Raw genomic sequence first — 23043 nt, 5'->3', positions numbered from 1 at the left:
ATGAATTACGAATTAAGAGAAATGCTTCCCAATGACGAAGCCAGAGTACTGGAAATCTTCAGGCAGGGAGTAGACGGTGGAATCGCCACTTTGGAAACAGAAGTTCCCACAGCCGAAGCCTGGAGTATGGAATATTTCAATGATTGCCGCTGGGTATTGGAAAATGAAAATAATGAAGTGATAGGATGGTGCGCTTTAAAGCCGGTAAGCAAAAGAGAATCTTTTAAAGGAGTTGCAGAAGTAAGCATTTATTTTGATAACGAATACCAGGGAAAGGGATTGGGTTCCGTACTGCTTAAAAAGATAATTCTGGACAGCGAGGATCACGGATTCTGGACATTACAGACCAATATCTTCTCCGAAAATGAAATGGCCATCAAGTCTCATCAGAAAAACGGGTTCAGAGTGGTAGGAGTCCGTAAAAAAATCGGAAAGCTCAACGGCGAATGGAAAGATCTTATCATGATGGAAAAAAGAAGCGAAATCATTTAAAGAATTATAAATTTGTTTGATAAACAAACTAATCTCCATAACAAAATTCACTATTGACTTGCGAAGCAAAATTGACCATTGACAATAAAAGCTTAAACCTTGAACTTTGAATTTTTATTTTTTGGCACTACCATTGTAATAGTAAACTGAAAAAATAGAAATAATGAAAAATTTGTTTAAAATTACAGGAGTACTTATTGTGGTATTTATGTTGTCATCATGTGTAGTTCATGACAATGGAAGCCACGGTAAAACCCTTCCTCCCGGGCAGGCTAAAAAAGTGTATGGAGGAAGTGCAAAAGATTATGCTCCTGGGCAAGTGAAAAAAAGAAGCGGCTATTAACAGATCGTGTAAAATGAAAAACTAGAAGCAGGTTTTAACGTATATTAGCTTTATTTCAATTTCTTTTGGCATTAACATTGATATATTTCGCTATCGGAATTGAAAAAGTGAAAATAATGAAAAGTTTGTTTAAAATTGCTGGGGTAGGCATCGTTCTGCTAATGCTGTCCTCATGTGTGGTGAGTGAGCCTTATGGAAGAAGAATGCCGCCAGGTCATGCAAAAAGGTATTATGGAGGAAGTGCAAGATATTATGCCCCTGGCCATGTTCAGAAAGTATATATTTATGAAGATCGTGGCCACCATCACAGAGGCCGTGGTCATGGACATCACAGATAAAAAAGAAAAGCACTGAATATTTCAGTGCTTTATTTTTTATAATCTCGTTTTCTTTGGATTTAGGAAAGTATTGAAGATCATCACTTCCTGTCCGAATTTTTTCTCAATTATTTCAGAAATGTTTAAAAGTTCACTTTTAATGAAATCTTCCCTCAGTCCATCATTATCAAATATTAATAAAAGATTGTAATTCTTACCATCTTCAATAAAATCACTGTGTACCTCAGAAAGGATATATTTGTCTACATCCATCAGGTTTTCTGTCATTAAAACCAGTGTTTCATCAATATAATTTTCCCATTCTTCTAGGTTATCTTTCGTACAGTGGAAAGTTATACTTAATACGCTCATATTTTTATGAATTTTTAAGATTTTTTGGATAAATTCTACAGCAAAAATCGGCATTTTTTTCGTAAATTAGCCCGTTAATAAAAATCGGAAATAAATAATTTTCAGACTTACAGCTAAAGGTCTGACTATCATTATAATAAAATTTGTTTATGCAAAAAGAAGGAGAAAGACTGATTCCTATCAACATTGTTGATGAAATGAAGTCGTCTTATATCGATTATTCGATGTCCGTTATCGTTTCAAGAGCGTTACCGGATGTAAGAGACGGCTTGAAACCTGTTCATAGAAGAGTACTTTATGGTATGTATGGACTAGGGGTGTTTTCTAATAGAAAATATTTAAAATCTGCGAGAATTGTTGGGGATGTTTTGGGTAAATATCACCCGCACGGAGATTCCTCTGTATATGATGCAATGGTAAGGATGGCACAGAACTGGAGCTTACGTTATCCTCAGGTAGACGGGCAGGGTAACTTCGGATCAATGGATGGTGACCCACCTGCAGCAATGCGTTATACTGAAGCAAGATTGAAAAAAATCTCTGATGAGATTCTTTCAGACCTAGACAAAGAAACAGTAGATTTCCAGAATAACTTTGACGACAGTTTACAGGAACCAACAGTAATGCCTACTAAAGTTCCGAACCTTTTGGTAAATGGAACTTCAGGTATTGCAGTAGGGATGGCAACCAATATGGCGCCACACAACTTGTCAGAATCTATAGATGCAATCTGCGCTTATATCGATAATAAAGAAATTACGATCGATGAATTGATGCAGCATATTATTGCTCCGGATTTCCCTACAGGTGGTATCATCTATGGATATGATGGGGTAAGAGATGCATTCCATACAGGAAGAGGTAGAGTTGTTTTAAGAGCTAAAGTTAACTTTGACGAAATCGGAAACAGAAACGCTATTATCGTTACTGAAATCCCTTATCAGGTTAACAAAGCGGAAATGATCGCAAGAACAGCAGAACTTGTTAAAGACGAAAAAATCCCTGGTATCCATGAGATCAGAGATGAGTCGGACAGAAATGGACTTCGCGTTGTATACGAATTGAAAAACGATGCTATTCCGAATGTTGTTCTTAACCTATTATATAAATATACAGCACTTCAGACTTCTTTCAGTGTAAACAATATTGCATTGGTACACGGAAGACCGGAGCAGCTGAACCTTAAAGATATCATTCATCATTTTGTAGAGCACAGACACGAGGTTATCGTAAGAAGAACTCAGTATGAGCTTAAAAAAGCAAAAGAAAGAGCGCATATCCTTGAAGGGTTCATGAAAGTGATCGGAACTCAGGATGCTTTAGATAGAGCGATTTCTATTATCCGTCACAGTGCAAACCCTCAGGCTGCAAAAGAAGGCTTGATTGAGGCATTTGAACTTTCGGACATTCAGGCTCAGGCAATTCTTGATCTGAGATTGGCTCGTTTGACAGGAATGGAACTTGATAAGATCCGTGATGAATACGATGCGATCATGAAAGAAATTGAAAATTTGGAAGATATCTTAGCTAATGAGCCAAGAAGATTCCAGATCATTAAAGAAGAATTGATCGAAATCAAAGAAAAATACGGAGACGAAAGAAGAACTGAAATTGATTATTCAGGAGGAGAAATGTCTATTGAAGATATTATCCCGAACGAAGCTGTAGTTCTTACTATTTCTCACGCAGGATATGTTAAGAGAACTTCACTTTCAGAATATAAAATTCAAAGTAGAGGTGGTGTAGGAAATAAAGCAGCGACAACAAGGGATTCTGACTTCCTGGAATATATCGTTTCTGCAACCAACCACCAATATATGTTATTCTTTACAGAAAAAGGAAGGTGTTACTGGTTAAGAGTATTTGAAATTCCGGAAGGCTCCAGAACAGCAAAAGGAAGAGCGGTACAAAACCTTATCAACATTGAGCCGGATGATAAGATTAAAGCATATATCAGAACCAACAACCTGAAGGATTCAGAATATGTAAATCAAATGAGTGTAGTGATGGTAACCAAAAACGGTACAATCAAAAAAACTTCATTAGAAGCGTATTCAAGACCAAGAGTAAACGGGGTAAATGCAATTGAAATCAGAGATAATGACCAGTTATTAGGAGCTTACCTTACCAACGGAACTTCTCAGATTATGATTGCTACTAAAAATGGTAAATGTATCCGTTTCCCTGAAGAAAAAGTAAGAGAAGTAGGTAGAGGATCTATCGGGGTAAGAGGAATCTTGCTTGAAGACAGTGACGAAGCTATTGGTATGATTGTTGTGAACGATGTAGAGAACGAAACAGTACTTGTAGTATCTGAAAAAGGATATGGAAAGAGAACTGCAGTAGAAGACTACAGAATTACCAACAGAGGAGGAAAAGGAGTTATCACCCTGAACATTACCGAAAAAACAGGAAATCTGATTGCTATTCAAAACGTAACAGACGAAGATGGATTGATGATTATCAATAAATCTGGTGTTGCGATCAGAATGGGAATGGACGAAATGAGAGTAATGGGTAGAAATACTCAGGGAGTAAAACTGATCAATCTTAAGAAAAATGACGAAATTGCAGCTATTGCAAAAGTAGCAATGGACAAAGATGTAGAAGAAGATTCTGAAGAAACTGAAGAAGGAACAGACGTTGTATCTGATAACCAGGAAGACAATACAATACCTCAGGCTGAAAATGAAAATACAGCAGAGGGAAGTGAGAATTCTGATTCTGAAGAATAAATTATACAATATAAATATAAAATAGTTATTATGAAGAAACTAATTTTAGGAATGGCTATCGTAGCGTCAGCTTTTGCTTTTGGGCAGAAAAAAGATGCTGCTGCTTTGAATGCCCAGCTTCAGGAAGCTAATAAAGTTGCTATGGATGCATATAATGCAAAAAATTATGCAGCTGCAGCACCTAAGTTTATAGAAGTTTATGACTTATTGAAGTCTAATGGTCAGGACAACAAAATATATATGTATTATGCAGGACTTAGCCACGCGTTAGCAAATAACAGTGACCAGTCTATCAAAATATATACAGACCTTGTTAATTCTGGATTTACAGGAGTAGAAACCACTTATACAGCAAAAGAAAAGAAATCAGGACAGGTAGTGAATCTTGATAAAGCGACTTGGGAGCTTATGAAGAAGAACACTGACTATAGTGATTTCAAAACAGAGCAGACAAAAAGTGTAGAATCAGATTTATATGAAACATTGTCCTCTTTACTTCTTAATGCAAAAAAAGCGCCTGAGGCTCTTGTCGTTATCGAAAAAGGATTGGTTAAATTCCCAAACAATGCTAAACTTAAAGAAGCTCAGACTACAGCATATCTTCAGTCAGGAAACACAGATAAATTTGTTTCTGGATTGAAAGAACAATTAGCTAAGAACCCTAATGATGCAACAAACTGGTATAATCTAGGGGTAATGCAGGCTAAAAATCCTGCTACTGTTAATGATGCTTTAGAAGCGTTTAAAAAAGCAATTGAACTTAAGCCTGATTTCTCTGACGCATATCAAAACTTAGTGTATACAACTATTGGTGATGATGCTACAGTAGTAGGACAGATTAATGCATTGAGAAAAGACAAACCGGATGAAGCTTCTAAGCTGATCGATGCAAGAAGAGAAAGATTTGGAAAAGCATTGCCGTTTGCAGAAGGATGGTATAAAGTAAGCCCAAAGAGTCTTGATGCAGTTACTACATTAAAAGAAATTTACATGGTAACTAAAAACATGGATAAAGTTAAAGAAATGAAAGCTAAAGAAGCTGAGCTTAGTGCTACAGCTACAAAGTAATCATTCGATAACTCAACTATAAAAAGCCGGAGCAGCAATGCTCCGGCTTTTGTTTTTAAGAGAATAGGGTTAGGTTATTGCTTATTCAGAAAATACAATTTTGTCCAATCTCTGTAAACTGAAATTTTGAATGAAAAATTTCTCTTCCTTATTGAAATGATGGGTAAATTTCACACAGAGAATTTCTCTGTAATTCCGTATCTTTGAGAAAAATTTTTATAAGATGATCGAGTGGAAAACCGCCAAGGAATACGAAGATATTACCTATAAAAAATCTAACGGAGTAGCAAGAATTGCTTTCAACAGACCAGAGGTACGTAACGCTTTCAGGCCAAAAACAACTTCAGAATTATACGATGCTTTTTATGATGCCTATGAAGACCCTTCAATAGGAGTTGTATTGCTTTCAGGAGAAGGACCAAGCCCGAAAGACGGTGGATGGGCCTTTTGTAGTGGGGGAGATCAGAAAGCCAGAGGACACCAGGGATACGTAGGAGAAGATGGAAGACACCGTTTGAATATCCTTGAAGTTCAGCGTTTGATCCGTTTCATGCCTAAAGTGGTTATTGCAGTGGTTCCCGGATGGGCAGTTGGTGGAGGACACTCTCTTCATGTTGTATGTGATTTAACATTAGCAAGCGAAGAACATGCTATTTTCAAGCAGACAGATGCTGATGTTACAAGCTTTGATGGTGGTTACGGTTCTGCTTACCTTGCCAAAATGGTAGGACAGAAAAAAGCTCGTGAAATCTTCTTTTTAGGAAGAAACTATTCTGCTCAGGAAGCATTTGAAATGGGAATGGTAAACAAAGTAGTACCTCATGCTGAATTAGAAGATACTGCTTATGAATGGGCTCAGGAAATTTTAGGAAAATCTCCAATGTCTATCAGAATGCTGAAATTTGCAATGAACCTTACGGACGATGGGATGGTAGGACAGCAGGTGTTTGCTGGTGAAGCAACCCGTCTTGCCTATATGACAGAAGAAGCTCAGGAAGGTAGAAATGCATTCCTTGAAAAAAGAAAGCCAAACTTCGGAGAAGATCAATGGATATCCTAACATTAGTGATGGGTAATAAGTAATGAGCAATTTTTCATTACTTATTACCCATTGCTCATTACTTATAAATATATGACTGATTGGATAAAAGCCGCAAGGCTAAGAACTTTACCGCTTTCTTTAAGCGGAATTATTATGGGGGCCTTCATTGCAAAATGGAGACTGTACGGAGAAGGAGGAACTTGGGATTGGAAGATCTTTGCACTCGCTCTTTTGGTGACCCTTTTGTACCAGATTTTATCAAATTATGCCAATGATTACGGTGACGGAGTAAAAGGTACCGATGCCAAAAGAATCAATGAAGCTGAAGCCAGAGCTGTAGCATCAGGAAAAATTACGGCAAAACAGATGAAAAATGCAGTGATTCTTTTCGCGGCATTATCTTTCATTGCAACAACTGCTTTGCTGTACGTTGCTTTCATTCCGGATTATATGAATGAATTTTATATTTTCATAGGATTGGGAGTAGCAAGTATTCTGGCGGCAATGGGATATACAATGGGTAAAAAGCCTTATGGATATATGGGATTGGGGGATATTTTCGTATTTATCTTCTTCGGGCTTGTTTCCGTATGTGGAAGTTACTTTTTATTCACTAAAACTTTCAGCTGGGATATGTTGTTACCAGGAACAGCCGTTGGAATGATGAGCATGGCGGTTCTTAACCTGAACAATATGAGAGATATTGAAAGCGATAAACTATCAGGAAAGAACAGTTTTGCATTGAGAATCGGATTCAAAAATGCAATGATCTACGAAATGATCCTGTTAAATCTTCCATTGATATTGATCTTGGCTTTCCTGGGGATTAATGGATTCTTTGAACAACAAAACTATTATGTTTTTATAGTGATGATATTGTTTTTTCCATTAACAAAACTGAGAAGAAGTATCATGTCGGTAAAAGAGCCGAAAGAATTAGACCAGTATTTAAAGCAGGTAGGTATCATGACGTTTGTAATGGCAATTCTTACAGCAGCCGGACTTAATTTATTTAACTAAATCTAAAATAGTATATCATGAGTTCCAATGTCTATGTTGAAGCGCAAATGCTTATCAGAAAACCGATTGAAGATGTTTTTGAAGCATTCGTCAATCCTGAAATTACCACTAATTTCTGGTTTACAAAATCTACCGGAAAATTAGAAGAAGGTAAAACTATTACCTGGGAATGGGAAATGTACGGAGTACAATCTGTAGTGAAAGTTCATCAGGTAATTCCGAACCAACTGATCAGAACAGTTTGGGGAGAATCTTCAACAAACGTAGACTATGAATTCAAAACAATGGAAAAAGGAACTCTTGTTGTCATTAAGAGCTATGGATTCAGTCAGACTGGCGAAGACCTGCTAAAAGTAATTAATGACAATACAGGTGGGTTTACAACGGTTTTAGACGGTTGTAAAGCTTACTTGGAGCATGGGATTAATCTGAGGCTTATTGAAGACAAATTTCCATCGAAATAATAAATTAAAGAAAACGCGAATGGCACGAATGCTTTCACAAATGTCACTAATCTCATGGTGTTATTTGTGAAATTATTTGAGTCATTTGTGTTTAATAATAATTGAAACTAAATTTAAAATGAAAATACAATTCTTAGGGCAAAATTGTTTCCTGTTCACTTACAAGGACAAAACAATTTTGAGTGACCCTTTTTACAACTACAAAAAAGCAGAGTCAGGTTTTGACATTGCGGCTCAAAAAATCGATTACATTTTGCTGACTCATGCACATGGCGATCATATTGCTGATGTAGCGGAAGTATTACAGCATTATCCGGAAGCTACCGTAATTGGAGTTCCTGAAGTATGTGGTTACTTTCAGCAGGCTAAAAACAGAGATGATGTGAATCTCGGAGGATCGGCAAAAATCGACGATCTTAAAATTTCCATGGTTCCGGCTCACCATACAAGTTCTTTTCCTGATGGAAGCTATGGAGGCGTTCCTGTAGGGTATATCTTCAGACTTCCTGAAGGTAAGAACATCTATTTGGCTGGAGATACTGGAGTAATGGCGGATATGGAGCTGTTCCCAAGATTATACGGAAATATTGATCTTTCTATTCTTCCAATCGGGAGTCACTATACAATGTGTCCTAGAAAAGCTTCTTTTGCGGCTGCAGAATTGTTGAAAACTCCAAAAGTAATCGGATGTCACTTTGATACTTTTCCGGCAATCGAGATCAATCATGAAAGTGCATTAAAGCATTTTGTAGATAAAAATGTAGAACTTGTTTTACCAAAACTAGGCGAGACGTTCGAGTTTTAATCAATAACGGGAATTAGGTAATCTGAAAATTAGAAAAATGAAAATGATGCGTAAGGTATTAAAAACAAAAAAAGATAATTATCAAATTACCTCTCTTCTCACTTTAAACCAAAAAAAAATGGCAAGCTACCTAAATCACACCGCTACGACCAATTACCTTTGCTGCGTTCCCACCCTGGAGGATTCTCAGGAGCTGGTTGTTTAGGACTTGCCGTTGCAAAGGTAGGAATATTTTATAAACTTCAAAACTTTATCAAAGAAAATTAGTCGAAAAAATGCAGTGGTAAAGCTAAACACTTGACATTTAGAGGGAAAAATTTTCAACTTTTTTCTAAAAATTTAAATATGACGAAAAGTCCATCAACACTAGGAATTATACTTTTTATCGCTACAATGATCGTTTTCTTTGTAGTGTATACTTTTTTATCAGGAATTAATTATTTTGATATCTCTTTGAAAGCCAATGCTTTCGTTTTACCAATTTTATATGCAGGTACTGCATTCTGGTCTGTAAAATCCTTTTGGAACAACCATAGAGTGGTAAAATTTAAAGATGCTTTCAAAAGAGCATTCGTTCCAATGTTTATCGGAGGGATTCTTTCCATCTTCAGTATTTATGCCTTTTTAAACTTTGTAGATCCTGCAGCAAAAAAGCTGTTGAACTATCAATATGTTCAAAGACAAAAATCAGAATTGGATACAGAATATACCTCTGCAAGAAAAATTTTGAAGCATCAGAAGGATATTGATGAGCTGGATCAGAAATATACAGAAAGATTACAAAGCTTCACTCCAGAAGCAGTTAAAGGAAAAGATATGCTTACCGCAAGTCATTTTTCCGGATACTTTGCAGCAATTCTTATATTTTACGTAGTTTTGTCGGTGTTTTTCGGAGCATTTTTCAGAACAAGAACAGTGCACCAGCCCGAAGAAACAAATCAAGACTAATTTTTATTAAAATTAAATGAATTTATCTATAGTTATTCCGTTACTGAACGAAGAAGACTCTCTGGAAGAGCTTTTTTCAAGAATTGATAAAGTATGCAAAACCAGTGATTTATCTTATGAGATCTGGTTTGTAGACGATGGCAGTACGGATTTGTCGTGGAGTATTATTGAGAATATGAAAGTACAGTATCCTCAGATCCACGCTATTAAATTTTCCAGAAATTATGGAAAATCACAGGCTCTTCATGCAGCCTTTGAAAGAACAAACGGAGATGTGGTAATTACCATGGATGCCGACCTGCAGGATTTCCCTGAAGAAATTCCGGAACTGTACAATATGGTGATTCATGATAATTATGATATCGTTTCCGGTTGGAAAAAGAAGCGTTTTGATAATGTAATGACGAAAAATATTCCGTCAAAATTATTCAATGCAGCAGCAAGAAAAGTTTCAGGAGTTTACCTTCATGACTTCAATTGTGGTTTGAAAGCTTACAAAAAGCAAGTTGTAAAATCTGTTGACGTTTACGGAGATATGCACCGTTATATTCCGGTACTGGCTGCTAATGCAGGTTTCAGAAGAATTACAGAAAAAGAAGTGCAGCATCAGGCTAGACCTTATGGAACTTCAAAATTCGGTACGGAAAGATTTGTAAGAGGATTTCTGGATTTGATAACCCTTTGGTTTGTAAGTCGTTTTGGAGGAAGACCAATGCATTTCTTCGGAGCGGTAGGTACCATGATGTTTATTGTAGGTTTTCTTTCAGCACTGTGGTTGGGGATTTCTAAACTGATTGATGTTGCAAGAGGAATTTACGGACATTTAATTACCAATAATCCTTGGTTCTTTATCGCATTAACCATGATGATTATGGGAAGTCTTCTTTTTGTAGCAGGATTCTTAGGCGAAATGATTATCAGAACAAACCGAGAACACAAGAATTATAACATTGACGAAGTGATATAAAACAGATAATTATTCGGTTAAACATACTGAAATATAATCTGTTAATATAAACTTTTAGTGAATGTATGATCATTCCCATCCTTTGGAGGGGTGGCAAAAATTCAAAGAATTTTTGACGGGGTGGTTAACCCAAAATAATCATTCCAATTTCAATACATAAAAAGCACTCTGAAAAATCAGGGTGCTTTTTTCGTATTTAAAAAAGTAAAAGAAGGAGAGAACAAGAAATAACCTTTTCTGAAAAGCAAAAAATTGAAAATTATCAGGTATTTTATTGTCAAAAGACAAAGATTTTTAGAAATTTTAATCCTATTTTTGTTCAAAGTAATATTGAAAGTCCTGTGAGAGCTATGAAAAAATCTTTCAGAGATTTTCAGTAAAGATCGTTACGGTTATAATATAGAATATTTAAAATTAAATATGAAAAAAGTTGTATACACATTGATGCTGATGGCAGTAGTTTCCTGTGGAAAAGTTTCTCCGAAAGGAAATATTGAAAAGAAGGATGTGGATGTTTCGGAGTTCGTAAACCTTGATCTGGAAGGGAAATTCCGTGTATTTTATGCCAAAGGGCCCAAGAATTTTGTGGAAATAGAAACCTATCCGAATGTTGCAGGCAACTTGGATGTGGATGTAAAAGATAAAACACTTTTCATTAAAGAAAAAAGAGGTACAAAGGGCGTAGATTTTTATAATGTAACAATTTATTCAAAATATAACCTGGAAAAAGTAGCTATTTCTGATTCTGTAGAAGTCAATATTTCAAGTGAAATCAAGACTGATAATTTCAGACTTAATATGAAAAATAATGCAAGTTTCATGGGGTCTGTCAACACCAGAAGAGCAGAGGTTGAAATGCACAACAGAAGCCGTGCTAATTTCCTGGGATTATCCAAAGATGCTGTTATAAAGATTTCAGATACAGCAAGTTTAATTGCCCCTTACTGGAAAATTACCAACCTGAATATCGATTCTAAAAACGGAAATTACGCAGAAGTAAATGTAAAAGATTCCTTAAAAGGACACGTTCAGAACACGGCAAAATTTATCTATTATAATGATCCAATCAGAGCTTTTAAAATTGATAAAACAACGAAAGTTGAGAATAAAAAGCTGGATTAAAAGCAATATCATTTAGACTAAGAACTATACAAATTATAAAAGAACAACATACAAATATGAATACATTAGAAAAAGCGAAACTTTGGTTAAGTGATACCTTCGATAAAGAAACGAGAGATGCTGTACAGAAATTGATCGACAGCAATTCCCCGGATCTGGAAGATTCTTTCTACAGAGAACTGGAATTCGGGACAGGAGGTATGCGTGGGATAATGGGAGTAGGAACCAACCGCTTGAATAAATATACATTAGGACAGGCTACTCAGGGATTGGCGAACTATATGTTACAACAGTTCAAAGGTGAAGAGATTAAAGTGGCTATCGCTTATGATGTTCGTAACAACTCAAAAGAGTTCGGGAAACTGGTAGCAGATGTTTTGACGGCCAACGGAATTAAAGTATTGCTTTTCAAAGACCACAGACCAACGCCTGAATTGTCTTTCACCGTTCGTGATAAAAAATGTAACGGAGGAATTGTACTGACAGCGTCTCACAACCCGCCGGAATACAACGGTTATAAAGTATACTGGAATGACGGAGCACAGATTGTTCCACCGAATGATGAAGCCATCATTAACGAAGTATATTCTGTAAAATTCGAAGAAATTAAATTCAACGGCAATGATGATCTTATTGAGTGGATCGGAGAGGAGCAGGACGATGTTTATATCGATGCTTGTCTTGAAAACTCTACCTATCAGAATGTTGGAAAAGAAAATTTAAATATTGTTTTTACATCTATTCACGGAACAACTTATACTACCATTCCGAAAGCTTTAGAAAAAGCCGGATTCAAAAAAGTAGATCTTGTAAGAGAGCAGATGATTCCAAGCGGAAATTTCCCTACTGTAGACTCTCCAAATCCTGAAGAGCCTGCAGCATTGGAAATGGCAATGGATCTGGCTAGAATTACCAATGCAGATATCGTTATCGGAACAGATCCGGATGGTGACAGATTGGGAATTGCTGTAAGAAATCTTGATGGTGAAATGCAGCTCTTAAACGGTAACCAAACCAACACAATCCTTACTTACTACATCTTGAATGAATGGAGAAAGCAGGGAAGAATAACAGGAAAAGAATTTATTGGCTCTACGATCGTAACGTCAGATATTTTCTTTGATATCGCTCAGAAATTTGGGGTAGAGTGTAAAGTAGGTCTTACAGGATTCAAATGGATCGGAAAAATGATCCGTGAAGCAGAAGGAACACAGAAATTTGTGTGTGGTGGTGAGGAAAGCTTTGGATTTATGACCGGAGATTTTGTACGTGATAAAGATTCTTGCGGAAGTATCCTTTTAGCATGCGAAATTGCAGCCTGGTGCAAAGCCAACGGAAAAACAATGTATCAGTACATGATTGAGATCTATGAAGACCTTGGAATGTATTATGAGGGATTAATCAATATCGTAAGAAAAGGAAAAGAAGGAGCTGAGGAAATTCAGAATATGATGAAAGACTTCCGTGAAAACCCTCCAAAAGAACTGGCTGGTTCATTAGTGGAAGAAGTAAAAGATTTCAAAGAACAGACAAGTCTTACCATTTCTACCAACGAGAAAAAAGTAATGAATGATATTCCGAAGTCTAACGTATTGATTTATTACACACAGGACGGAACAAAAGTATGTGTAAGACCTTCAGGAACAGAGCCTAAAATTAAGTTTTATGTTTCTGTGAAAGATTCCATTACTTCAGAAGCGGATTTCAGAGATAAATTAAAATCATTGGAAGCTAAAATCGGAGCCGTTAAAACAGATTTGAAACTGGATTAATTTCCCCGAAAACAGAAAGATGATCAAAAAAATAATAGCAGTTTGCTTACTGTCTGCAGCCGTAGTTTCCTGTAAAAAGGAAACTGCAGTTTCAGAGAGAAAACCAGCAAATGATTCGATTGCTACTACAGAAACCAAGGAAGATCAGTACAAACCGATAGATACAGCATGTTCTCCCACTCATAAAACGGAGGATTATATCACATCACTTCAATGGTACCGTGCAAAAATCGAAAAAGAAATGGCTGGCAACAGTCCGGAACAGAATGACACCGTATACCAAGACTATTTAAAAATAAGAGGAAAGTATACAGGATGTCTGATGAACTTACATGCTGATATTTTAGATAAATATGTGAACTATTATAACTATGATAAGGATCAGTACAACTTACCGGATAATGTTAAAAAAATAGCTTCAGAACTGAAAAAAGAAGGTCTTGAGTTCAGAGAAGTAGGAGAAGGAATTACTGAAATCTGGACCGTTCCGGGATATTATTCATCCTTGTTTAAGAATAAAGTAACTCCTGATTATGAAGTCTATATTTCACAGACTGATAAAGAAAGTGAATCCAATTATGCAGCTGATGCTGGATTAATAATTACCTGGGAACAGCTGGGAGACAGATTGATGTTCTGGGAAAACTTTATGAACAGATATCCTAAGAGCAATCTTATAAAGGTTGTCAAACAGGACTATAAAATATATTTGTCTGATTATCTTTTGGGAATGGATAACACGCCAACCTTTGAAAGAGACATGGACAAAGGAACCGGAAAACTGAACGATGAAAACAGAGCGGAATTCAACAGGATTATCAAAAAATATCCGAATTCCAATACGGCAAAAAAAGTAAAAGAAGCAATAGCCCTTTTTGATGCACAAACGCCTGTAGATCAAATATATGAGAGGTTTAATGGAGAATGAAAATATAAATTTTAAATAAGAATAAAAAGTGAAAGTTTCAAAATTAGCAGCGAACCTGATCGGTTCTGAAATTGTAAAAATTGGTAACGAAGTAAATGATCTAAAAGCAAAAGGAGCAGAAATTGCCAATCTTACTATTGGTGATCTGAATTCTAATATCTATCCTATTCCAGCATTACTGAAGGAAGAGATTCAGAAAGCATACCAGAATAATCTAACAAATTATCCGCCTGCAAACGGACTTTTATCTTTAAGAAAAGAAGTTTCCAAAGACCTTAAAAAAAGATGGAACCTGGACTATTCTCCAGAAGATATTCTGATCACTGCCGGATCAAGACCTTTGATCTATGCCGTTTACAAAACAATCGTAGACGAAGGAGATAAAGTAGTATATCCTACACCATCTTGGAACAACAATCACTATGCTTACCTTACTTCAGCCAATGCTGTAGAAGTAAAGACTAAGCCTGAAACTAACTTTCTTCCAACAGCAGATGATTTAAGACCTCATTTGGATGGAGCCGTGTTATTGGCACTTTGTTCACCATTGAACCCTACAGGAACCATGTTTACAAGAGAGCAGCTTTCAGAAATCTGCGAATTGGTGATTGCTGAAAACAAAAAAAGAGGAGAAAATGAAAAACCGTTATACCTTATGTATGACCAGATCTATTCTATCCTTACTTTCGGTGCTGAGCACGTAGATCCTGTTTCTCTTTTCCCTGAAATGAAAGACTATACCATCTATATCGACGGTATTTCAAAATGCCTTGCAGCAACTGGAGTACGTGTAGGATGGGGATTCGGTCCTGCTCATATTCTTGATAAAATGAAAGCGCTTCTTACCCACGTTGGAGCTTGGGCACCAAAACCTGAGCAGGAAGCAACAGCTAAATTCTATGAAAATCCTGAGAATGTAGATGTTTTCGTTGAGGATTTTAAAGGTAAGCTTGAAGAAAGCTTAAAAGCTCTTCACAACGGAGTTCAGGATTTAAAAGGAAAAGGACTTTCAGTAGACAGTATTGAACCTATGGGAGCTCTTTATCTTACTATTAAATTAGACTATATCGGAAAAGCAAAACCAGACGGAGCGGTAATTGAAAACTCTTCAGACCTTGTATTCTACTTAATTAATGAAGCAGGAGTGGCTTTAGTACCATTCTCAGCCTTTGGAGAAGATAAATCTGAACCTTGGTTCCGTGCTTCTGTAGGAGGATTGGCTACAGAGGAGATCAAAGGAATGCTTCCGAAGCTGGAGAGTGCTTTGAACAATTTAAAGTAATCTTTACATAAAAAATATATGCTTCGACTCTGTTCGGCATGACATCATTAAAATCAAACTATATTAATCATGTCATGCTGAGTGGAGTCGAGGTTTTTTATATTAAATTATGATCGCGAACCAAAAGTCCTAAATTGACTTTTAAAATAATAATGGCATTATAGGGCGCTTCTTTTAGTTAAATAACGTTTTAATTCCGGCTTAAAATACTTAAAAAAACCTTTTGTTAGAACCTTACGGAATACCGTAAATGAAAATAAATCATTATTAGTAATTATGTAAAAGTAGATGATATAGAGCGATTTAACATAAAAATAAAATCCTTTGTCGTTGGATTCATTTTATACTTTTAAGTCGATTTTTTAATTAATAACTAATCATTAAAAAAACAACAATTATGAAAAAAATGATCTTATTAGCAACAATTTGTGCTGCAGGATTAGTAAGTGCGAAGAGCATTGAAGTTAGAACAGAAACTAATAAGTAAAGGCTTCTTCTGCTGTAATGTTTTACTATCATCCAATTACCCTTACATCATCTTGTGGTTATACACAAACTGTTGACGTCGGTCCAAATGATTCATCTGATTGTTTTTTGACTGACTTACAACAAATGGAGGATGAATGTTCTGCTCCTTTTACTAACCCTATTATGGTAGGAATGTGGTAATGGAATAAATTAAAACTTTAGGGTGCGTAAATACTTTTTAATAATATTACTATTTTCTTTTACTTGCTTGTTTTCCCAAGAAAAAAGTAATAAGTCTATTTCAGAACTCGAAGTTCAATATGAATATTCTTTTGTGAAGGACACAACAGACACGGACCCAAATCATCGGTTTAAAGAGCTTATGCTTTTAGATTTTAATTCCAAGTCTTCGATATTTTATAGTCAACAATATGCAGCTGCAAGAGAAGCGGTAAAAAAAGCAACTGTTACCGCTCAAACATCAAGTAACGTTGAAATTAAAGCTGCTGAATTGCCAAAATATAAAGTGGGATATTCTGTATATAGGGAAGATTCGAAAATTTATTTTACATCTAATATAAATCGTGACTTCTTTACATTTGAAAACACTTATTTGAACTGGGACACTAATTATAAAGATGTAAAAACTATTCTTGGTTATAAGTGTCATAAAGCTACTACAAAATTCGGTAATAGAGTTTTCACAGCTTGGTATACTAAAGAGATTCCAATTTCTGAAGGACCATATAGATTTAAAGGTCTGACTGGTTTAATTTTAGAAGTTAGCGATGAAAATAAATATCATTCATTTAAAGCGGTTGGAATTGTAAAAAAAGCTGTTGACATTGAACCTTTACAGAAAGGTATTCTGGTAACAAAGGAACAGTATATTAAAAAAAGAGAAGAATTTAAAAATAATCCGTACCCACAAAGTAAAACTCTTACAAAGGAAAGAAGAGATCAAATGATTGAAGCTTTTAAAAAAGATAATAATTCAATCGAAAACTAAAAAGTGAAGCTGTTCTTTTGGGACAGCTTTTATTTTTTATATCATTAATAAAATCAATCAGCTTTCTTTTATTCAATTTTTTATCAGTTCCGCTTCACCAATCAAACAGGATTTTACCTAGTATTTAAAAATTCCGGAAAGTGTAAAGGGACTTTATTTAAAAGTGTAGGATTGTATGGGCTTATTTTTTTATCAAATATTTGAATTGAAAGTGCGTTTATTGATAAAAAGATTAAATAAATATTAAAAGTTAAACAACCACGTTGTACACACACACCAAGGAATTATCTTTGGGGCTTTTACACACCTAAATATAATAAAGTCGAAAATTACACGATGAAAAAACTGAGATTTCTACTCTTACCAGTTTCAATATTGGTATGCTCACAAGAGATTGACACATTGAAAGTAAAAGAACCAAATAATTCTGAGCTGCCAAAAGTACAGACTTACACTTTAAAAGACGGTTCTGTCAGAACTTACCCCAAACCCAAATTATTGGATTTTGTAACGAAATTACCCAGAAACTTTATCAATACAAATAAAGATTTTGTTGCCAAAGATCATGCTTATTATCTTGGAGGTGCCGTTGCATCTACTTTGATTCTCCTGCCATTTGACCAGAAATTAATTGACAATTCAAGAGAATTGGGAGAAAGGTGGGGAATGGATAAAGATAATAATTACAACAAAATAGGCGGTGTTTTTAAAATCCCTAAAGATATAGGATCTACCTTATATTTGATTGGGAATGGCTCTACGCTGGTCTTGCTGGGAATTGGTTTCGGAACATATGGTTTGATCAAAAATGACTACAGAGCACAAGCTACAGCCAGTGGTTTGATGGAGAGTTTAATTCTTTCCGGTGTTTTCACGCAAACTATTAAAAGAATTACCGGAAGAGAAAGCCCTTTTATTGCAGAAATAAACGGTAATAAAGGAGGTGGCTGGAATCCTTTTCCAAGCTTTTCTGAATTTGGTAAGAATACCTCCAATTATGATGCAATGCCATCCGGACACTTAACGACATTTATGGCAGGTATCACCGTGATTGCAGATAATTACCCAGATGCAGTATGGATAAAACCTGTAGGATATACCTTAGCGGGAGCATTATGTTTTCAAATGATGCAAAGTAAAGTTCACTGGGCTTCAGATTATCCGTTAGCCTTATTAATGGGGTATTTTATAGGAAAAACAATATCAAAAAGCCGATATACTTCCTCAGAAGGTACCATCGGAAAAACAAAATATAATCTCAACTTTACAGCATCCCGCCAATGGGAATATAATATGGTAGGCGTAAAACTCTCTTTTTAAACTGCCAAAATCCCTCTTTTATAGAGTAAATAAGATACTTTTCACTACATTTGATATCAAGATAAAAGGAATATTCCCACTTTGGTAAATGCTGGGATGAAACCTGTTGAATTAAAGAGAATTACTTAATATTTTTACTGAATGAAAATAATCGCTGTCATTCCCGCACGTTACGAAGCAAGCCGTTTTCCTGGGAAGCTAATGCAGATTTTAGGAGAAAAAACCGTTATTACAACTACCTATCAGAATGTAGTGGAAACCGGGCTGTTTGATGAAGTATTTGTTGCAACAGACTCTGAAATTATTTTTGATGAAATCGTACAAAATGGCGGAAAAGCCGTAATGACAGGGCAGCATGAGACCGGAAGCGACCGTATTGCTGAAGCCGTACTGAATATAGACTGCGATATCGTAATCAATGTTCAGGGAGATGAACCTTTTCTTAAACTGGAACCCTTGCAGCAGCTTATTGAAGTTTTTAGACATGATACTCAACAGGAAATCTCTTTAGCTTCTTTAAAAATACAGCTGCATGAAAAAGAGGAGGTTGAAAATCCTAATAATGTAAAAGTTATCACGGATAATAATGGTTTTGCCTTGTATTTCAGCCGTTCTGTAATTCCTTTTCACAGAGAAATTTCTTATGATATAAGTTATTTTAAGCATATTGGGGTATACGCTTTCAGGAAAGAAGCACTGTTGCAATTTTCAAAACTGGAAATGAAACCATTGGAAATATCCGAAAAAATTGAGTGTATCCGCTACCTGGAGTATGGAATGAAGATCAAAATGATAGAAACCAATTTCATAGGAGTAGGCATTGATACACCGGAAGATCTTGAAAAAGCCAGAAAGTTGATTTAAAAAACAGCAGGAGGCAAAAAAGCAGATTCACTCTTTCTCCTTTTTGCAATTTCACAGAAATCCCCCTATATTTGAATTTATAAATAAAATTAATGAAGAAGTTACTATTAGTATTTGGACTGATATTTTCGCATATGGCATTTGCGCAGACCGCAAAGGAAATTATAGACAAAAACATTGAATTATCCGGAGGGTTAACCAATTGGAAATTGTTGAATTCAGTATTGCTTCAGGGAAAAGTGGTATTGGGAATCAAAGATGAATATCCTATAAAAATTTATCAGCAGCGTCCGAATCTTACTAAAACATTAATTACTACTGGCGGAAAAGAAACGGCAATTGAAGGTTTTGATGGGACAAAAGGATATGCAATGAACTATGCCGCAAATAAACTTCAGGAATACCCGGAATATGTACCGGAAAGTTTTGATAATGACTTCATTGATTGGGAAAATAAAGGTTTTGATGCCAAATACCTTGGAAAAGAAAAAGTAGGAGAGATCTACTGCCATAAAGTGGAACTTACCAAAAACGTGAATAAGAACATGTATTATTTTGATACAAAGACTTACATGCTTTTAAAAGAAGTGAAAAAAGATGAAACGCTGATCTATTCTGATTATAAAAAAGTAGGAAATATTACCATGCCTTTCAGAATTGAATCTTCCAGTACCAAAAAAGACGGAGATTATGTGATGTTACTAAACAAAGTAGAAGTCAACAAAGTTTTTCCGGCTAACATTTTTAAATTTTAATTCAACTGTAGCCCGGCTGCATAACATGATAAAAAATGAAAAATATTTTTTTACTGCTGCTTTCTTGTATCGCATTCCTGCAAAGCTGCACCAACCAAAAAAGTGAAATTTCTAAAGCCAAAACCACTGAACTTATGGGAAAAACAATATATGACTTCAAAGTAGAAAGTCTTGACGGAAAGGAAATCAATTTTGCTGATTTCAAAGGAAAGAAAATCCTGATTGTCAATACCGCTTCAGAATGTGGGTTTACCCCTCAGTATGCTGATCTTGAGAAGGTATATGAGGAATATAAAGATAAATTGGTTGTCGTAGGCTTTCCTGCCAATAATTTTGGAGGACAGGAACCAGGAACCAATACCGAAATTGGCGCTTTCTGCCAGAAAAATTACGGAGTGACATTCCCCTTAGCAGCTAAAGTTTCCGTGAAAGGAGATGATACCGCTCCAATATTCAAGTACTTAACAGAACAGGAATTAAACGGAGTAAAGAATACAACTATCCTTTGGAACTTCACCAAATTCCTGGTTGACGAAAACGGGAAACTGATTGATTCTTTTGTAAGCACCACAAAGCCTACTGACGAGGCTATTACAAAATATCTGAAATAAAGATAAAAAAGTATATTTTTACAAGTGGGTGTTTATACATCCACTTTTTTTATTTTTATAACCCATCAATGCATCCTTATGAAGAAAATAGTTTTTACCCTTTGTGTCCTGGCTTCCTTTATGTTAGGATTTGCTTTTAAAGCCGTTACAGAAAAAAAGTCTGATGAAACGAAAAGAGTAACCGGAATCGGCGGAATCTTTTTTAAATGTAAAGATCCTAAAAAGATGAGAGAATGGTACGAAAGCCACTTGGGCCTTGCTACCAATGAATATGGATCTGTATTTGAGTGGTATCAGGGTGCTGATAATTCTAAAAAAGGATTTAGCCAATGGAGTCCGTTCAGTGAAAAAACAAAGTATTTTCAACCTTCAGAAAAAGATTTCATGATCAATTATCGGGTAGAAAACCTTGAAAAACTGATTGAGCAGCTTAAAAAAGAAAATGTAACCATTGTTGATAAGATGGAGACTTATGAATATGGAAAATTTGTCCATATTATGGATATAGAAGGAAACAAAATAGAACTTTGGGAACCTAATGATATTGAATACGAAAAGCTAGGGCAAAAAATGGGAAGTAAAACCACAAAATAAAAACAGATCGGTAGTTAATCATTAGTCTTTTCTGCAAAACAGAAAATATTTCCAAGCTTTATACTGGAATATCCGTTACTTTTTATTTTTGAAGATTTAATCATTGCTTTTGCCAGAATATTGGTGGGCAGCGGCTTTTGGCTTTCTAATAATCCCAGTTTATTGGCAAATTTTATAATCCGGCTTCCTAAAACTTCTCCGGTTCTCTCAGAGTTTGTTCGTTCAAGCATTCCCGGTTTGAAAATGGTGATCTTATTGAAATGCAGCTGCTTTACAGCTTCTTCCAGTTCGCCCTTCATTTTGGAATAAAAAATCTTAGATTGTGGATTTGCACCATAGGCTGATACCAGAATATAATCTTCCACATCATTCTCTCTTGCGGCTTTTGCAAATTCATACTGATAATCAAAGTCTACTTTCTTTTGGGCCTCCTTACTTCCTGCGTCCTTTAAAGTAGTTCCCAGGCAGGAAAATGCCACATCTCCATTCACCATATCTTTCCATTCTTCAGGTTTTTCAAAATTCACAACATGTACTGTAAGCTTATTATCCTGAATATCGACAGGTTTTCTAACAAAAATTTCCACTTCATCAAACTCTTTATCATTCAATAACTGATTGACAAGATCTTTTCCTGTGGCGCCTGTAGCACCTATTACCAGAGCTTTCATAATAATTGTGGTTTTTGTGAGATTATTTCTTTCTTAAATTTACTAAATTTGAATTAAAGTTTAAAAAATTATATCAAATATCATTGATAGCCATTACTTATTACTCATCATTGATTACCTATTATTAACATGGATGCCAACGAAATTTTAGATTACTGTCTTGCCAAAAAAGGAGTTACGGAAAGTTTTCCGTTTGATAATGAGACTCTTGTATTGAAAGTAGATACCAAAATGTTTTTACTAATGGGGCTTGAAAGACAGCCGTTAGCAATTAATGTAAAAACAGATCCCGAATGGAGTGCAGAACTTCGTGAGCAGTATCCTCAGATCACAGGGGCTTATCACATGAACAAGACCCATTGGAATTCTGTAACAGCAGATGGTTTGAAAAGAGATTTGATCTTTAAGCTTATTGACAAATCCTATGATTTGGTTTTTAAATCCCTGACGAAGAAGGCTCAGAATGAAGTAAATTCTTTATAAAATAGAAGAAAAGATTGAGGTATGGAATTTGTTATCTACTATCAGTGAAATATATAATTTAATAGTAATAAAAATAAAGAACAAATGAGAAACCACCTTTTATTATTCGTAGCAGCGGCTACATTGATGCTGTCAAGCTGTACCAAGCCGGTAAAGAAAAGTACTGCTGAAAATCCAACTCCTGCTGTCTCAGCTTCAGAAACCTCTTCTGATCATATTAAAATAGAATTTTCAGGGACAGAGAATTTTACGATTAAAAATCCAAAGCTTAAAGTAAGTTTGTACGGAGCAGATGAAAAATTAGCAGATGCTCCTGCCACTTTAATTACAGAAAAAGAATATGAGCAGAAATCTGTACCGTTCACCATTGATCTGCCCGTACCAAAAGATGCTGAAAGCAAGATCAATCCAAAGCCTGCAGGGCCTGCAAAATATTATGTAACAATAAGCTGGGACTCTGATGGAAACGGGAAAGCTGATGAAAAAGGAGATATATTTATTGATTACGATAAGCAGTTTCCTAATGTGAAACTAAATAATGAAACTCAGAAAATCTACTTAAAAGTATTAAAATAAATAAAAAGGCTATTC

Annotated in this window: 25 protein-coding genes and 1 other RNA gene; 23 read left to right on the top strand and 3 right to left on the bottom strand. The window is 35.5% G+C overall.

Annotation, left to right across the window (positions count from 1 at the left end; all coding sequences use genetic code 11):
- From AC57AW_RS14925 to AC57AW_RS14915, 3 genes are all read left to right on the top strand, one after another.
- Positions 1-492, top strand: coding sequence for a GNAT family N-acetyltransferase (locus AC57AW_RS14925; RefSeq protein WP_318845613.1), 492 nt, complete (start codon positions 1-3; stop codon positions 490-492).
- Positions 493-655: 163 nt separating this feature from the next.
- On the top strand, positions 656-835 hold the full coding sequence (locus AC57AW_RS14920) for a quinol oxidase subunit 4 (protein ID WP_496352525.1): 180 nt from the start codon (positions 656-658) through the stop codon (positions 833-835).
- 116 nt (positions 836-951) lie between these two features.
- A complete protein-coding gene (locus AC57AW_RS14915) occupies positions 952-1173 on the top strand; it encodes a hypothetical protein (RefSeq protein WP_318845615.1) in 222 nt (73 codons plus the stop codon).
- Positions 1174-1209: 36 nt separating this feature from the next.
- Here the strand turns inward: AC57AW_RS14915 and AC57AW_RS14910 are convergent, their stop codons facing one another.
- Entirely contained in the window at positions 1210-1524 is a 315-nt protein-coding gene (locus AC57AW_RS14910; protein ID WP_318845616.1) for a DUF4286 family protein, read from the bottom strand.
- Positions 1525-1673: 149 nt separating this feature from the next.
- Between AC57AW_RS14910 and gyrA the strand changes: the two genes are divergently transcribed.
- From gyrA to AC57AW_RS14880, 6 genes are all read left to right on the top strand, one after another.
- The gene (gyrA, locus tag AC57AW_RS14905; protein WP_496352524.1) at positions 1674-4259 is read left to right on the top strand and encodes a DNA gyrase subunit A; all 2586 of its coding nucleotides are present in this window, start codon (positions 1674-1676) and stop codon (positions 4257-4259) included.
- Between the two features lie 30 nt (positions 4260-4289).
- The gene (locus tag AC57AW_RS14900; protein ID WP_496352523.1) at positions 4290-5327 is read left to right on the top strand and encodes a tetratricopeptide repeat protein; all 1038 of its coding nucleotides are present in this window, start codon (positions 4290-4292) and stop codon (positions 5325-5327) included.
- A gap of 223 nt (positions 5328-5550) precedes the next feature.
- A complete protein-coding gene (locus AC57AW_RS14895; protein ID WP_047429929.1) occupies positions 5551-6387 on the top strand; it encodes a 1,4-dihydroxy-2-naphthoyl-CoA synthase in 837 nt (278 codons plus the stop codon).
- A 72-nt stretch (positions 6388-6459) separates the two neighbouring features.
- Positions 6460-7389 (top strand): 1,4-dihydroxy-2-naphthoate octaprenyltransferase, encoded by a 930-nt coding sequence (gene menA, locus AC57AW_RS14890; protein WP_496352522.1) that lies wholly within the window; start codon positions 6460-6462, stop codon positions 7387-7389.
- A 17-nt stretch (positions 7390-7406) separates the two neighbouring features.
- Positions 7407-7853, top strand: a complete 447-nt coding sequence (locus AC57AW_RS14885; RefSeq protein ID WP_496352521.1) for an SRPBCC family protein — start codon at positions 7407-7409, stop codon at positions 7851-7853.
- Positions 7854-7971: 118 nt separating this feature from the next.
- Positions 7972-8658 (top strand): metal-dependent hydrolase, encoded by a 687-nt coding sequence (locus AC57AW_RS14880; protein WP_496352520.1) that lies wholly within the window; start codon positions 7972-7974, stop codon positions 8656-8658.
- 116 nt (positions 8659-8774) lie between these two features.
- Here AC57AW_RS14880 and ffs read toward each other — a convergent pair.
- Positions 8775-8872: signal recognition particle sRNA small type (ffs, locus tag AC57AW_RS14875), an RNA gene on the bottom strand.
- A 131-nt stretch (positions 8873-9003) separates the two neighbouring features.
- On the opposite strand from ffs, the gene AC57AW_RS14870 reads away from it, so the two are divergent.
- From AC57AW_RS14870 to AC57AW_RS14815, 12 genes are all read left to right on the top strand, one after another.
- Positions 9004-9606, top strand: a complete 603-nt coding sequence (locus tag AC57AW_RS14870; protein ID WP_496352519.1) for a DUF4199 domain-containing protein — start codon at positions 9004-9006, stop codon at positions 9604-9606.
- Between the two features lie 16 nt (positions 9607-9622).
- Positions 9623-10573 carry a glycosyltransferase family 2 protein gene (locus AC57AW_RS14865; RefSeq protein ID WP_318845623.1) on the top strand — a complete coding sequence of 317 codons (951 nt, stop codon included), beginning with the start codon at positions 9623-9625 and terminating at the stop codon, positions 10571-10573.
- A gap of 420 nt (positions 10574-10993) precedes the next feature.
- Entirely contained in the window at positions 10994-11695 is a 702-nt protein-coding gene (locus AC57AW_RS14860) for a GIN domain-containing protein (RefSeq protein WP_496352518.1), read from the top strand.
- 56 nt (positions 11696-11751) lie between these two features.
- The gene (locus tag AC57AW_RS14855) at positions 11752-13467 is read left to right on the top strand and encodes a phospho-sugar mutase (RefSeq protein ID WP_496352517.1); all 1716 of its coding nucleotides are present in this window, start codon (positions 11752-11754) and stop codon (positions 13465-13467) included.
- 19 nt (positions 13468-13486) lie between these two features.
- Positions 13487-14395: a hypothetical protein gene (locus AC57AW_RS14850; protein ID WP_496352516.1), complete on the top strand. Its 909-nt coding sequence runs from the start codon at positions 13487-13489 to the stop codon at positions 14393-14395.
- A 28-nt stretch (positions 14396-14423) separates the two neighbouring features.
- Complete coding sequence (locus AC57AW_RS14845) at positions 14424-15677, top strand: pyridoxal phosphate-dependent aminotransferase (RefSeq protein ID WP_318845627.1); 1254 nt, start codon at positions 14424-14426, stop codon at positions 15675-15677.
- 691 nt (positions 15678-16368) lie between these two features.
- On the top strand, positions 16369-17154 hold the full coding sequence (locus AC57AW_RS14840) for a GLPGLI family protein (protein ID WP_496352515.1): 786 nt from the start codon (positions 16369-16371) through the stop codon (positions 17152-17154).
- Positions 17155-17490: 336 nt separating this feature from the next.
- The gene (locus AC57AW_RS14835) at positions 17491-18474 is read left to right on the top strand and encodes a phosphatase PAP2 family protein (RefSeq protein WP_496352514.1); all 984 of its coding nucleotides are present in this window, start codon (positions 17491-17493) and stop codon (positions 18472-18474) included.
- A 141-nt stretch (positions 18475-18615) separates the two neighbouring features.
- The gene (gene kdsB, locus AC57AW_RS14830) at positions 18616-19338 is read left to right on the top strand and encodes a 3-deoxy-manno-octulosonate cytidylyltransferase (protein WP_496352513.1); all 723 of its coding nucleotides are present in this window, start codon (positions 18616-18618) and stop codon (positions 19336-19338) included.
- Positions 19339-19430: 92 nt separating this feature from the next.
- Complete coding sequence (locus tag AC57AW_RS14825; RefSeq protein WP_496352512.1) at positions 19431-20093, top strand: histidine kinase; 663 nt, start codon at positions 19431-19433, stop codon at positions 20091-20093.
- Positions 20094-20128: 35 nt separating this feature from the next.
- Positions 20129-20704 (top strand): glutathione peroxidase, encoded by a 576-nt coding sequence (locus tag AC57AW_RS14820; RefSeq protein WP_077417063.1) that lies wholly within the window; start codon positions 20129-20131, stop codon positions 20702-20704.
- Between the two features lie 78 nt (positions 20705-20782).
- Positions 20783-21298: a VOC family protein gene (locus AC57AW_RS14815; RefSeq protein ID WP_496352511.1), complete on the top strand. Its 516-nt coding sequence runs from the start codon at positions 20783-20785 to the stop codon at positions 21296-21298.
- Positions 21299-21312: 14 nt separating this feature from the next.
- Here the strand turns inward: AC57AW_RS14815 and AC57AW_RS14810 are convergent, their stop codons facing one another.
- The gene (locus AC57AW_RS14810; RefSeq protein ID WP_318845633.1) at positions 21313-21969 is read right to left on the bottom strand and encodes an NAD(P)H-binding protein; all 657 of its coding nucleotides are present in this window, start codon (positions 21967-21969) and stop codon (positions 21313-21315) included.
- 129 nt (positions 21970-22098) lie between these two features.
- On the opposite strand from AC57AW_RS14810, the gene AC57AW_RS14805 reads away from it, so the two are divergent.
- Positions 22099-22452, top strand: coding sequence for an MmcQ/YjbR family DNA-binding protein (locus tag AC57AW_RS14805; protein WP_496352510.1), 354 nt, complete (start codon positions 22099-22101; stop codon positions 22450-22452).
- An 84-nt stretch (positions 22453-22536) separates the two neighbouring features.
- Positions 22537-23028, top strand: a complete 492-nt coding sequence (locus AC57AW_RS14800) for a hypothetical protein (protein WP_496352509.1) — start codon at positions 22537-22539, stop codon at positions 23026-23028.
- Positions 23029-23043: the final 15 nt, after the last annotated feature.

The sequence above is a fragment of the Chryseobacterium sp. BGA-UO-ETr-SB22 genome (genome assembly GCF_059567885.1).
Note: the sequence above shows the minus strand (reverse complement) of the source record. Positions and strands in the feature narration are given on the sequence as shown.